At 70.0% G+C, this 13079-nt stretch carries 12 protein-coding genes; 2 read left to right on the top strand and 10 right to left on the bottom strand.

What is annotated here, in order from left to right; genetic code table 11:
• Nucleotides 1-80: 80 nt before the first annotated feature.
• Both ACTIL2_RS04795 and ACTIL2_RS04790 read left to right on the top strand, forming a co-directional pair.
• Nucleotides 81-6605 carry a condensation domain-containing protein gene (locus ACTIL2_RS04795; RefSeq protein ID WP_442336320.1) on the top strand — a complete coding sequence of 2175 codons (6525 nt, stop codon included), beginning with the start codon at nucleotides 81-83 and terminating at the stop codon, nucleotides 6603-6605.
• Nucleotides 6602-8251 (top strand): (2,3-dihydroxybenzoyl)adenylate synthase, encoded by a 1650-nt coding sequence (locus ACTIL2_RS04790; protein WP_442336319.1) that lies wholly within the window; start codon nucleotides 6602-6604, stop codon nucleotides 8249-8251. The genes ACTIL2_RS04795 and ACTIL2_RS04790 overlap by 4 nt, the downstream gene beginning before the upstream one ends.
• A gap of 117 nt (nucleotides 8252-8368) precedes the next feature.
• On the opposite strand, the gene rpsQ is transcribed toward ACTIL2_RS04790, so the two are convergent.
• From rpsQ to rplC, 10 genes are all read right to left on the bottom strand, one after another.
• The gene (gene rpsQ, locus ACTIL2_RS04785; RefSeq protein WP_312977792.1) at nucleotides 8369-8650 is read right to left on the bottom strand and encodes a 30S ribosomal protein S17; all 282 of its coding nucleotides are present in this window, start codon (nucleotides 8648-8650) and stop codon (nucleotides 8369-8371) included.
• Entirely contained in the window at nucleotides 8650-8883 is a 234-nt protein-coding gene (gene rpmC / locus ACTIL2_RS04780; protein ID WP_442336318.1) for a 50S ribosomal protein L29, read from the bottom strand. Before rpmC ends, rpsQ begins: the two co-directional genes overlap by 1 nt.
• Complete coding sequence (gene rplP, locus ACTIL2_RS04775) at nucleotides 8883-9299, bottom strand: 50S ribosomal protein L16 (RefSeq protein WP_442336317.1); 417 nt, start codon at nucleotides 9297-9299, stop codon at nucleotides 8883-8885. Before rplP ends, rpmC begins: the two co-directional genes overlap by 1 nt.
• 3 nt (nucleotides 9300-9302) lie before the next feature.
• A complete protein-coding gene (gene rpsC, locus ACTIL2_RS04770; RefSeq protein ID WP_442336316.1) occupies nucleotides 9303-10055 on the bottom strand; it encodes a 30S ribosomal protein S3 in 753 nt (250 codons plus the stop codon).
• Nucleotides 10055-10420, bottom strand: coding sequence for a 50S ribosomal protein L22 (gene rplV, locus ACTIL2_RS04765; RefSeq protein WP_442336315.1), 366 nt, complete (start codon nucleotides 10418-10420; stop codon nucleotides 10055-10057). Before rplV ends, rpsC begins: the two co-directional genes overlap by 1 nt.
• A 2-nt stretch (nucleotides 10421-10422) precedes the next feature.
• Nucleotides 10423-10701: a 30S ribosomal protein S19 gene (rpsS, locus tag ACTIL2_RS04760; RefSeq protein ID WP_442336314.1), complete on the bottom strand. Its 279-nt coding sequence runs from the start codon at nucleotides 10699-10701 to the stop codon at nucleotides 10423-10425.
• A 15-nt stretch (nucleotides 10702-10716) separates the two neighbouring features.
• Complete coding sequence (rplB, locus tag ACTIL2_RS04755) at nucleotides 10717-11559, bottom strand: 50S ribosomal protein L2 (protein ID WP_442336313.1); 843 nt, start codon at nucleotides 11557-11559, stop codon at nucleotides 10717-10719.
• Between the two features lie 38 nt (nucleotides 11560-11597).
• A complete protein-coding gene (gene rplW, locus ACTIL2_RS04750) occupies nucleotides 11598-11903 on the bottom strand; it encodes a 50S ribosomal protein L23 (RefSeq protein ID WP_442336312.1) in 306 nt (101 codons plus the stop codon).
• Complete coding sequence (rplD, locus tag ACTIL2_RS04745; protein WP_442336311.1) at nucleotides 11900-12568, bottom strand: 50S ribosomal protein L4; 669 nt, start codon at nucleotides 12566-12568, stop codon at nucleotides 11900-11902. The genes rplW and rplD overlap by 4 nt, the downstream gene beginning before the upstream one ends.
• On the bottom strand, nucleotides 12565-13079 hold a 515-nt coding region (gene rplC / locus ACTIL2_RS04740; protein ID WP_442336310.1), incomplete at its 5' end, for a 50S ribosomal protein L3. The genes rplD and rplC, both read right to left, overlap by 4 nt.

The raw sequence follows: 13079 nt of genomic DNA, 5'->3' as shown, positions 1-13079 counted from the left end.
GTTCGTGATTGACCGTGCGGACTCTACCATCCTCCGGGAATGAAGTAAGCCTCTCCACACCTTCCGAAAGGACTCCCCCCGTGACCGACTCCCCCTCCTCCGAGGTACCACCGCAGCGTCTGCCGCTGACCGCCGCCCAACGGGGGATCTGGAACGCGCAGAAACTGGACCCCACCTCGCCGTACTACGTGGTCGGGGAGGTTCTCGAACTCGCGCCGGTGGACACGGCACTGCTGGCGGAGGCGGTACGCCGCACGGTGGACGAGTCCGAGACGCTGCGGCTGCGCTTCACCGGTGACGGCGAACCCGCCCAGTACGTGGACCCCTCCCCCGCCGCACGACCGGAGATCCGCGACATCTCCGACCCGGGGACGGTGCCGGACCCGTACGTCCTGGCGTCCGCCATCATCGACGCGGAGAAGGCGGAGTGCGGTGAACGGTGGCGCACCATGACCGGCGGGCCACTGCACCGCTTCCTGATCCTCGACCTGGGCAGCGCCGTGTGGTGCATACAGCTGTACCACCACCTCATCGTCGACGGGTACAGCGCCGCCCTGCTGACCCGCCGTACAGCCGCGCACTTCACGGAACTCGCCGGAGGGCGGACAGCGCGTCCCCCGAGGTTCGCCCCCGTCGCCGAGATCGTGGACGCCGACCTCACCTACCGCTCCGGCGACGCCTACCGCTCCGACCGGGAGTTCTTCAGGGACCGGATGACCCCCGCACCGGACACCACCGGCCGGGAGGACCTGGTCCACGGTGCGGGGACCGCAAGCATCACCACCACCCTGCGGATGGACCCCGTGGAGATGTCGGGGTTGCGTGACCGGGCCGAGGCCCACGGCCTGGTCTGGTCGGACCTGGTCCTCGGCGCCTACGGGGCCTGGCTGCGCAAGATGGGCCACGCCGTCGACGAGGCCCTGATCGCCATGCCGATGATGGCCCGCACGTCCGGCCCGCTGCGCCGCACCCCGGCCATGCTGGTCAACATGCAGCCCCTGCGTTTCGACGTCCGGGCCGACGCCTCGGTCCCCGACGTCGCCCGGACCGCCCACGCTGCACTGGACGACATCCGCACCCACCAGCGCTACCCCGGCAGTGACCTGGTCCGCGACCTGGCGGGGGAACTCGCCGGCCCGGCCGTGCTGCACGGCATCGGCCTGAACCTGAAGACCTTCGACTTCTCCCTCGACTTCCACGGCACACCCGGGGTACTGCGCAACATCGCCGGCGGTCCGCCGGAGGACCTGGTCCTCGTCGTCACCCCGACGGTGGACGGAGGCATCGACCTCGCCTTCGAGACCGATCCGGACAGCGTGGACACCAACACCGCCACCCAGCGGCTCCGGGACATCCGGACGCTGCTCTTCGCCGACGGCCCGCTGAAGGACATCCGGCTGCGCGATCCAGCATTCGTCGCCGCCGCGTCCGCCGAGCGCGCCGGCGCCCCGCTGCCGGACACCGTCCCCGGTCTCGACGGGCTCATCGACGGTATCGGCGGCCACGGCGCCGCCGGCGGGCTCGTCGACGACGACGGGTTCCTCCCCGCCACCGACCTGCAGCAACGGATCACCCGGACGGCCCGACGGATCACCGCGTCCTCCGGGGACGGCGACGTGATCGCCCTCGACCTGCCGAAGGGCACGGATCTTGCCGTCGCCGTCCTCGCGGTGTGGCGTGCGCACCGGGCCTTCGTGATCCTCGACCGCGGGCACCCGAAGGCCCGGCGCGACCGGATCCTCACCGACTCCGGTGCCACGGCGGTCCTCGACGCCGACGGGATCACCGCGACCGGTGTATCCCCCGACGACGTGACCGGAGCTCAGGACGACCTGGCCTACCTGCTGTACACCTCCGGGACGACCGGGCAGCCGAAGGGGGTGGAGATCAGCCGGTCCAGTGTCGAGGCGCTGCTCGCCGGCCACCGCACCACCCTGTACCCGGACGCCTGGGCCAGAGCACGGTGTGAGGGGGAGCTGCACGTGGCCCACACCGCGTCCTTCTCCTTCGACGCCGCGCTCGACCAGCTGTCCTGGCTCTTCACCGGCGCCACCGTCCACCTCTACCCGGCGCGGACGGTCGGTGATCCCGGGCTGATGCGCACCGCACTGCTCGCCGACGGCATCGACGTGCTGGACGCCACCCCCTCGCTGGCCGGGGCGCTCATCGAGTCCGGCGTGCTGGACGGGGCGGGCGTGTCCACCGTGATCCTCGGTGGTGAGGCGATTCCGCAGTCATTGTGGGACCGGCTCGCCGCCAGTCCCGGACTGGCGGCATGGAACGTCTACGGCCCGACGGAGGCGACGGTGGATGCGCTGGCCGCGGCCGTCGTCCCCGGCCCGGTCATCATCGGACACCCCGTCCCCGGCATGACCGCCGAGATCCTCGATGTCGACGGGGAGGTCGCTCCGGACAACGAGACCGGGGAGCTCCACCTGTCCGGGCCGCAGATCGCGCTCGGCTACCGCGGGCTGGAGGAGCAGACCGCGGACGTGTTCAGCACGTCCGCGGGCAGCCGCCGCTACCGGACCGGGGACCTGGTGCGCTGGGTTCCCGGGCCGCGCGGCGGCGCCCACCACTTCCTGGGGCGTGCGGACGACCAGCTGGAGATCCGCGGCCACCGCGTGGAGCCCGGGGAAGTCGAGGCCGCCCTGCAGGGACTTCCGCAGGTCACCGGTGCCGCGGTGGGCACCTTCGGGACGCCGGGGGCACTCAAGCTGATCGCCCACGTGACCCTGTCACCGGAGGCTGCGGCCACGGAACCGTCGTTCGATGTCCGCGCCGCGCTCGCCGACCGGGTTCCCGGCCACCTGGTCCCCACACGCGTCCGGGTGCACGACCGGCTCCCCTTAACCATCGGCGGCAAGATAGACCGGCGCGCCCTGCAGGCGTCGGAGGACGACGGGCCGCAGCAGGACGGGCGGGACAGCGCCGACGACCCGTCCGCAGCAGACCTGACCGACACCGAGCGGGCCCTGGTGGACGCCGTGGCCGGGGTGCTGGGCACCGGTCCGGAGGCCGTGGCCCTGGACCGTGACTTCATCGCCCTGGGCGGCGACAGCATCGGTGCCCTGACCGTCGCCGGACGCCTGCGCCGCGACGGGGTGGCTGTCCAGGCCGGTGACCTGCTCACCGGGACCGAGCTGCGCCATGTCGCATCCTCCGCCGGTGCAGTGGCGCCGGACGGGGGCGGTACCCGCGACGACGGAACCGCGGAGGACCGCACACCCACTGACACCATCCACTCCGGAACGGTTGCGCTGCCGTCGTCCTTCCGTGACGCACCCCGCCCCGCCCTCGTCGGCGAGATCTCCGTGGACGGTGCACCGGACCAGCTGCGTGATGTTCTCGCGGAGGCGGCGGCGACCATGATGGCGGCACACGGCGTCCTGCGCGCCGTGCTCGACGCCGGCGCACCGGACGGCCCCCGGCTCATCGTCCCGCGCGTTCCCCCGGTGCCCGCCGGGCGCGCGGCCGCCGGCACGGTCACCGGCGACGACGACCTCCTCAGTCTGATCGACCCGGCGGCCGGGGTGCCCTGGTCACTGGGGATCGTGCGGGATGACATCCCGGACAACGCCGCCGAAGGGACGACCCGGGTCCGGGTGGCGGTCGACACCGCGGTCCTCGACCCGGTGGCCGCCGGGGACATCCTGGACGGGCTGGCCCGTGCCCTCCACGGGGAGCCCGTCACACCCCCGGACGTTGCGGGAATCCCGGACGCGGACGCCATCTTCGGCGACCTCCCCACACTCTTCACCGTGACACCGGAGGAGATCGCCGCTGCCGCGGCACTGCTGAACGTCGACGGCCCGGTGGCACTGTCGGACGCCCCCGGTGGATCGCGGATCATCCCCGCCCTCCCGGCTGGCCAGGGAACCCCGGCACAGCGGGCGCGTCAGTCCCTGCTCCACGCCAAGGAACACCTGCGCTCCCCGGCCGGAGACACCGTCACACCACCCGCGGTGACCGTGGCCACCGGGCGGACGGCCATGACGCTGCGGGGTGGGACGCTGCCGACCCCGCTCCTGCTCGTCGATGCCGACGCGGGCGGGTTCCACAGCACCTCCCCGGACTTCCCGGCCGAGTCCTTCACCCCCGCCTTCACCGCACTGGCCGTCCTGGCCCGGACATCACCCGGCGGCGCCAGCCCCAGCGACCTCACCCACGTCCCGGATGTTGACCAGGCAACCATCAACGCATGGGAGAGCGTCCACGGCCCCCTGTCCGACGTCCTCCCGGTGTCGCCGCTGCAGGAGGGACTGCTGTTCCACGCGGAGAGTGGCGGCGACGGCTACGTCCTGGCCGCCGGGATCGACCTGCGCGGCACCGTCGACCCCGGACGCCTGCGCTCCGCCCTCCTGCAGGTGCTCGAACGCCACCCCCTGCTGCGCGCCCGCTTCGACACCTCCACACTCCCCTCCCCCGTCCAGCTCGTCCCGCGGGACGTCGACCTGCCGTGGCGGACCGTGGACCTGCGCGGTCTCCCCGGCGACGCGGCCACCTCCGCCGCCGACGACCTGCTGCGCACCATGGCCGGCCGTCGCATCGACCTGGGGTACGGGCCCCTCGTCGCCGCGGAACTCGTCCTCCTGCCCGGGTCGGCGGCACGCCTGACCCTGGGGAACCACCACCTGGTCACGGACGGCTGGTCGACCCCCGTCATGGTGCACGACCTGCTCGCCGTCTACCACGGCCGGGCACTTCCGGAGGCCGCACCCTACGCCGACTACCTCGACTGGCTGGGGTCCCGGGACACCCGCGCCGACGAGGACGCCTGGTCCGCCCGGCTCAACGGTCTGACCGGCGGCACCCTCATCCGGGGGATCGCCCCACCGACCGACGCGGACCGGGACCGCGCGGGCACCGTCACCGGCGAGACTCTCCACGAGGTCACCTCGGGCACACTCACCCCGGCCGCCCTGCTGGACCGGGCGTCCGCCGCCGGTGTCACCCCGAACACTCTGCTCCAGGCGGCGTGGGCGCTCACCCTGGCATCCCTCACCGGCTCGCGGGACGTGGTGTTCGGCACCACGGTGTCCGGCAGGCCCACCGAACTGCCGGGGATCAGCAACACCGTGGGCCTGTTCATCAACACCCTCCCTGCCCGGGTGACCCTCGACCCCGCCGACTCCCTCGCCGGACTGCTGCGCACCGTGGGCCGGACCCAGGCGGGGATGACCGCCCACGAGTCCACCCCGCTGGTGCGCATCGAACGGCTCGCCGGGCACGGGCAGCTCTTCGACTCCCTGGTGGTCCACGACAACTTCCCGGGTGTCCCCGGGGAGCCGGACGGGACGGCGACGGATACCAGCCCTGACACCATCACCGTGGCCGGGGTGCACGCGGACGGGATGACCGACTTCCCGCTCTCCGTGGTCGCTCCGCCGGGTCCGACGCTGCGGATCGTCCTCGCCCACCGCCCCGACCTGGTGGACGCCCGGTTCGTGGACCTCGCCCACCGCACCCTGGCGCAGGTCCTGTCGACCGTTGTGGCCGACACGCGGATCAGCACCGGCGCCCTGCTCAACAGCCTGCCCGGACCGTGGGAGCCGACCGACGGGCCGACCCGCGGGGACGCTGTCCCGGAGCCCGACGGGGACACCGTCCCCGGTGCCGAACCGGCCGGTGACGCGGACGCCACCGCCACCATCGCCGAAGCCATGGCCACCCTCCTGGGGACCGACACGGTCGGTGCCCACGACAACTTCTTCGACATCGGCGGGCACTCCCTGCTGGCCATGCGCCTGCTCGGCCGGCTGCGGCGGGCGGGGCTGGAGAAGGTCACCATCCAGGACATCGTCGAGACCGGATCCCCGGCCGCCCTCGCCGGCCGGCTCGGCGGCGGTGGCACCCGGCAGGTCCTGCCGCTGGCCCCGGGGGCCGGGGCACCGTTGTTCTGCATCCACCCCGGCGGTGGTCTGGCACTGCCCTTCCGCGGTCTCGCCGACCGGTTGGACACGGCGAAGGGCGGTCCGGGCATCCCGGTCACCGGCCTCCAGCTGCCGGACCCGCTCCCCGGCGTCTCGTCCCTGGCCGGGCTGGCGGCGTCCTACGTCGACGTGATCCAGCAGGCGCGTGGCCACGGCCCTTACCGTCTCCTCGGGTACTCCTTCGGTGGCACGGTCGCCCAGGCCATGACCGCCGAGCTCCTCCGGCGCGGGGAGCAGGTCGCCTACCTCGGCATCATCGACGCCTACCCGGCGGGGACGGGTCCGGCGCGCCCCGCGTCCACGGACGGAGCCACCCCCGCGCAGCTCGCCGACATCGCCGGGATGCCCGGCACGTCAGACGGCGACGGGGGGACGGAGACCCTCAGGGCCAACCTGGAATTCTGCGACTCCCTGCTGCAGTCCGCGTCCCCGGTGGACCTCACCGGATTCACCGGCGACGTCCAGGTCGTCACCGCCTCCCGCGCCGCATCCGGCACTGCCGCGCCCGCCGTCTGGGACCCCGTTCCCGCTTGGACGGGGGCCCTCGGCCGCACCCCGGCCCACCTCACCCTCGACACGACCCACTCCGGCCTGGTCACCCCGGACGGATGGGACCGGATCACACCGTTCATCTCCGACGCCCTCACCGCAGATCTGGAGCCACTGACATGACCACCCTCCCCGACATCTCCACCGGCCCGGAGCCCCGCACCGGAGTGCTCGCCACCGGCGTACCCGCCGAGGCCGCGGAACACTACCGCGACCTCGGTGTATGGAACGGCGACACCCACTGGCAGCTGTTCCGGCGGGCCGCGGACACGTGGACGGACGACACCGCCGCCACCGACGCGTCCCGGACCGTGACCTGGGGGGAACTGGACGAGGGCGTGACCCGGGCATCCACCGTCCTGTCGCGGGCGGGAATCTCACGCGGGGACGGCGTGATCGTCCAGATGCCCAACGCCGTGGCCTACCTGGAGGCGGTCTTCGCCGTCTGGCGCCTGGGTGCGATCCCGGTGTTCTCCCTGCCCGCGCACGGTTCCCAGGAGATCCGGCACTTCGCGACCCATGCCCCCGCCACGTTCTACCTCAGCACTGCACGACCGAACCGGCACCTGAAGCGGGTCCACAGGGATCTCACCGCACCGCTGGAGGACGGTCCGACGGTCTCGATGATCCTCGTTGACGAGCAGGCGGCTGATCCCTGGAGCTCCGCCGAGCCCGGTGACGCCCCCGAACCCGCGGAGGTTCGCGCGGACGAACTGGCCTTCCTCCAGCTCTCCGGTGGGACGACAGGGGTACCGAAGCAGATCCCGAAGACCCACGACGACTACCTCTACTCCGTCCGTGCCTCCATCGACGTCTGCGACCTGGGACACGGCGACGTCCTGCTCGTCGCCCTGCCCGCGTCCCACAACTTCACGATGAGCTCGCCGGGGATACTGGGCGCGGTCCAGGTCGGAGCCACGATGGTGTTCGCCCCGGACCCCATGCCCACCACGGTCCTGCCCCTGATTGAACGTCACCGGGTGACCCATCTCGCCCTGGTACCGCCGGCACTGATCAGCCTGCTGAACTCCCCGGAGCGCGACGCCCACGACGTCTCCGCAGTGCGCACCGTGTGGGTGGGCGGGGCGAAACTGTCCGAGGCGGCGGCCAGACGGGTGCGTCCCGAACTGGGGTGGAACCTGCAGCAGGTCTTCGGCATGGCCGAGGGGCTGGTGAACTACACGCCGTTGGACGCGTCGATCGAGGAGATCGTCTCCACCCAGGGCCGTCCGATGAGCCCCCACGACGAGATCCGCGTCGTCGACGACGCGGACCGTGACGTCCCGGAGGGGCAGCCGGGACACCTGCTGACCCGCGGGCCCTACACGATCCGCCGGTACCACCGCGCGCCGGAGGTGAACGAACGTTCCTTCACCTCCGACGGTTTCTACCGCACCGGCGACATCGTGGTGTTCACCGGCGGGACGCTGACCGTGGTGGGGCGGGCCAAGGACCAGATCAACCGCGGCGGTGAGAAGATCGCCCCCGAGGCGGTCGAGAATGTCCTGCTGACCCACCCCGGTGTCCACGACGTGTCCGTGGTGGGGATGGAGGACGAGCTGCTCGGCGAGAGGATCCGGGCGTTCGTCATCCCCCGGGGCTCCGTGTCATCCACCGATGCCGGTCTCACCCACACCACCCTGCGCAAGTACGCCCGTGACCACGGCCTGGCGAGCTTCGCGGTGCCGGATGCCATCGACATCGTCGACGAGTTCCCGTTGACCGGGGTGGGCAAGATCAGCAAGAGGGACCAGCAGTCGGCCAGGTGAGCGCACCGGCCCCTGAACGCACGGAACCCCCGCCCCCGGCAAAAGCCGGGACGGGGGTCTGCCGCGTCAAGCGGGACAGGGAGTCCGCCGGGGTACGAAGAGTACCCGGAAGCGGAACTACTTGGCCTTCTCGATGATCTCGACGAGCCGGAAGTGCTTGTCCTTGGACAGCGGCCGGGTCTCCTCGATACGGACCAGGTCGCCGATGCCGGCGGTCTCGTCCTCGTCGTGCGCCTTCACCTTGGAGTTCGCGCGCATGATCTTGCCGTAGAGGGCGTGCTTCTTACGGTCCTCGAGCTCAACCACGATGGTCTTGCTCATCTTGTCGGACACCACGTATCCGGAACGGACCTTGCGGGCGCCCTTGGTGTTCTCGTTGCTCACAGTTGCCTCGCTCATTATGCGTCGTCACCACCGGGGATGGTCGACAGCCCGAGCTCGCGCTCGCGCAGGACGGTGTAGATCCGGGCGATGTCGCGCTTGACGGTGCCCAGTCGACGGTTGTTGGACAGCTGACCGGTGGCGGACTGGAAGCGCAGGTTGAACAGCTCTTCCTTCGCCTCCGTGAGACGGGTGGTCAGTTCTTCGTTGTTGAGCTCGCGGAATTCGTGAGCCGGGGTTCCGGTAGCCATCAGAACTGATCCTCCTTCTTCACGATGCGCACCTTGCAGGGCAGCTTGTTGCCGGCACGGCGGAGGGCCTCGAGGGCGGTCTCCTCGTTCGGGTAGCTCATCTCGAACAGGATGCGGCCGGGCTTGACGTTGGCCACCCACTTCTCCACGGGGCCCTTACCGGAACCCATACGCACGCCGAGCGGCTTCTGGGTCAGGGGGCGGTCCGGGAAGATGTTGATCCACACCTTGCCACCACGCTTGACGTGGCGGTTGATGGCGATACGGGCGGACTCGATCTGACGGTTGGTGATGTAGGTCGGCTCCAGGGCCTGAAGGCCGTAGTCGCCGAACGTCACGCGGTTACCGCCCTTGGACACACCGGACCGGTGCGGCCGGTGCTGGCGGCGGTACTTCGTGCGCTTGGGGATAAGCATGGGTTAACCCTCCTGCTTCTGCTCTGCGCGCTGACGGCGTGCGCCACCGCGACGCGGACGCTCGCGGCGGTTACCGCCACCGCGGCCCGGCCGCTCCTCGCGCGCGTTCAGCAGGGACTCGCGGCGACCGCCGACGACGTCGCCCTTGTAGATCCAGACCTTCACGCCGATGCGGCCGAAGGTGGTGTGGGCCTCGAAGGTGCCGTAGTCGATCTCGGCACGCAGCGTGTGCAGCGGGACGCGACCTTCGTGGTAGCGCTCGGTGCGGCCCATCTCGGCACCGCCGAGACGACCGGAGCACACGACCTTGATGCCCTTGACCTCAGGCTGACGCATGGCGGACTGGATCGCCTTGCGCATCGCGCGGCGGAAGGCCACGCGGTTGCTGAGCTGCTCGGCGATGGACTGTGCCACCAGCTTCGCGTTGGAGTCGATGTTCTTGACTTCGAGGATGTTCAGCTGGACCTGCTTGCCGGTGAGCTTCTCCAGCTGACCGCGGATGCGGTCGGCCTCGGAGCCACGGCGGCCGATGACGATGCCCGGGCGGGCGGTGTGGATGTCCACGCGGACCCGGTCGCGGGTGCGCTCGATGACGACGTCGGCGATGCCGGCGCGGTCGAGGCCCTTCGACAGGAACTCGCGGATCTTGATGTCCTCGGCGAGGTAGTCAGCGTACTGCTTGTCGGCGTACCAGCGGGAGCGCCACTCGGAAGTGATACCCAGCCGGAGGCCGTGGGGATGAATCTTCTGGCCCACTACTGAGCACTTCCCTTCTGGCTCTCGACAACCACGGTGATGTGGCTGGTGCGCTTGCGGATCTGGAAGGCCCGACCCTGCGCGCGGGGCTGGAACCGCTTGAGCGTCGGTCCCTCGTCGGCGAAAGCCTCGGAGACGACGAGCGTGGCGGGGTCCAGGCCGAAGTTGTTCTCGGCATTCGCGGCTGCGGAGGCGACGACCTTGGCGATCGGCTCGGAAGCCGACTGCGGTGCGAACCGCAGGAGTGCCAGGGCATCGTCCACGGACTTGCCGCGGATGGTGTCGATGACGCGACGTGCCTTCATCGGGGTGACCCTGACAAACTTGGCGGTTGCGCGTGCGTTGTTGACAGCGGTGTCAGTCATCTCTATCGCCGACCCTTCTGGTCATTCTTGACGTGTCCCTTGAAGGTCTTCGTCGGGGCGAACTCGCCCAGCTTGTGACCGACCATGGACTCGTCAACGAACACCGGGACGTGCTTCCGGCCGTCGTGGACGGCGAAAGTGTGGCCGATGAAGTCGGGCAGGATGGTCGACCGACGTGACCAGGTCTTGATGACCTTCTTGGTACCGGCGTCGTTCTGGACGTCCACCTTCGCGAGGAGGTGTTCGTCGACGAACGGGCCCTTCTTGAGGCTGCGTGGCATTCTCAACTACCTCCTTTAGCGCTTCTTGTTCTTGTTGCTGCGGCGACGGCGGACGATCAGCTTGTCGCTCGGACGGTTGGGCTTGCGGGTACGGCCCTCGGGCTGGCCCCACGGGGAGACCGGGTGGCGACCACCGGAGGTCTTGCCCTCGCCACCACCGTGCGGGTGGTCGACGGGGTTCATGACGACACCGCGGACGGTCGGGCGGACGCCCTTCCAGCGCATGCGGCCGGCCTTGCCCCACCGGATGTTGATCTGGTCGACGTTGCCGACCTGGCCGATGGTGGCGCGGCAACGGACGTCGACGCGACGGATCTCGGTGGACGGCATACGCAGGATGGCGTACTTGCCTTCCTTACCCAGCAGCTGCACCGAGGCACCGGCGGAGCGGGCCATCTTGGCACCGCCACCGGGCTTGAGCTCCACAGCGTGGATGGTCGTACCGGTGGGGATGTTGCGCAGGGGCAGGTTGTTGCCGGCCTTGATGTCGGCCGTCGAACCGGACTCGATCACGGTGCCCTGCGTCAGACCACGGGGAGCGATGATGTACCGCTTCTCGCCGTCGGCGTAGTTCAGCAGCGCGATGTTCGCGGTGCGGTTGGGGTCGTACTCGATGTGCGCGACCTTGGCGGTGATGCCGTCCTTGTCATTGCGACGGAAGTCGATGACACGGTAGCGCCGCTTGTGGCCGCCACCCTTGTGACGGGTGGTGATGTGGCCGTGGACGTTGCGGCCGCCGGTCTTGGACAGCGGGCGCAGCAGAGACTTCTCCGGGGTCGAACGAGTGATCTCGTCGAACTCGGACACGGAGCTCTGGCGGCGACCCGGCGTAGTCGGCTTGTACTTGCGAATAGCCATACTTCTGCTCTCTCTTTACCTGTCGGTGTGCACGGCCGCTACGCGGTCGCACCACCGAAGATGTCGATGGGATCGCTGCCGGCGACCAGGGTCACCATGGCGCGCTTGGTGGCCTTGCGCTGCCCGTACCCGGTGCGGGTGCGCTTGCGCTTGCCCTCACGGTTCAGGGTGTTGACGCTGGCGACCTTCACACCGAAGATCTGCTCGACGGCAATCTTGATCTGGGTCTTGTTGGAGTCCGGGTTCACCAGGAACGTGTACACGTTCTGCTCCATGAGTCCGTAGGACTTCTCGGAGACGACGGGCGCGACGATGATGTCCCGGGGGTCGGCGATGGTGCTCACTTGGCCTCCTCCTTCGCTGCTGCGCTGGTCTTGGAGTCAGCCGCGGCGATGAAGCCGTTGAGCGCCTCGACGGAGAACACGAGATCATCCGCGTTCAGGACGTCGTAGGTGTTGAGCTGGTCGAAGGCCAGGGTGTGGATGTTCGGCAGGTTGTTGACCGACTTCCACGCGGCGACGTCCTCGCGACCGAGGACGACCAGGACCGACTTGCGGTCGGTCAGACGCTCGAGGAACGTCCGTGCGGCCTTCGTCGACGGGGTCTGTCCGGCGACGAGCTCCTCCACGACGTGGAGACGCTCGTTGCGGACGCGGTCGGTCAGGGCGCCACGCAGTGCGGCGACCTTCATCTTCTTGGGGGTCCGCTGGTCGTAGTCACGCGGCTGCGGGCCGTGGACGGTGCCACCACCGGTGTAGTGGGGCGCACGGATCGAACCCTGGCGGGCGCGGCCGGTGCCCTTCTGGCGGAACGGCTTGCGGCCACCGCCGGACACCTCGCCACGGGTCTTGGTGGCGTGGGTGCCCTGGCGCTTGGCGGCCAGCTGGGCTACGACGACCTGGTGCATCAGCGGAACGGAGGGCTCCACGTCGAAGATGGACGCGGGGAGCTCGACCGAGCCGTTGGTGGCACCGTCGGCGGTCTGGACGTTGAGGGTCAGATTGCTCATGCTCGTGCACCGCCCTTCACTGCGGTCTTGACGGTGACGATACCGCCGTTAACTCCGGGGATGGCACCCTTGATCAGGAGCAGGTTGGACTCGGTGTCCACCTTGGCGATCTTCAGGTTCTGCAGGGTGACGCGCTCGTTGCCCATGCGGCCCGCCATCCGGGTGCCCTTGAAGACACGGCCGGGGGTGGCGCAGGCGCCGATGCCGCCGACGCGGCGGTGGGCGGCCTGGTTACCGTGGGAGGCGCCCTGGCCGGCGAAGCCGTGACGCTTCATCGCGCCGGCGTAGCCCTTGCCCTTGGAGGTGCCGGTGACGTCAACGAAGATGACCTCGTTGAACAGTTCTGCCGTGATGTCCTGGCCGACCTCGAAGGAGGAGGCGTCATCGACGCGAAGCTCCACCACGTGGCGGCGAGGGGTGACCCCGGCCTTCTTGAAGTGACCGGCCTGCGGCTTCTTGACCTTACGCGGGTCAATGTCGCCGTAGGCGATCTGGACGGCGTCGTAGCCGT

Origin of the sequence: Corynebacterium sp. (assembly GCF_052107835.1) — a bacterium.
Lineage (GTDB): Bacteria > Actinomycetota > Actinomycetes > Mycobacteriales > Mycobacteriaceae > Corynebacterium.
The sequence above is the reverse complement of the archived record's forward strand: the minus strand, read 5'-3'. Positions and strand labels throughout refer to the sequence as shown.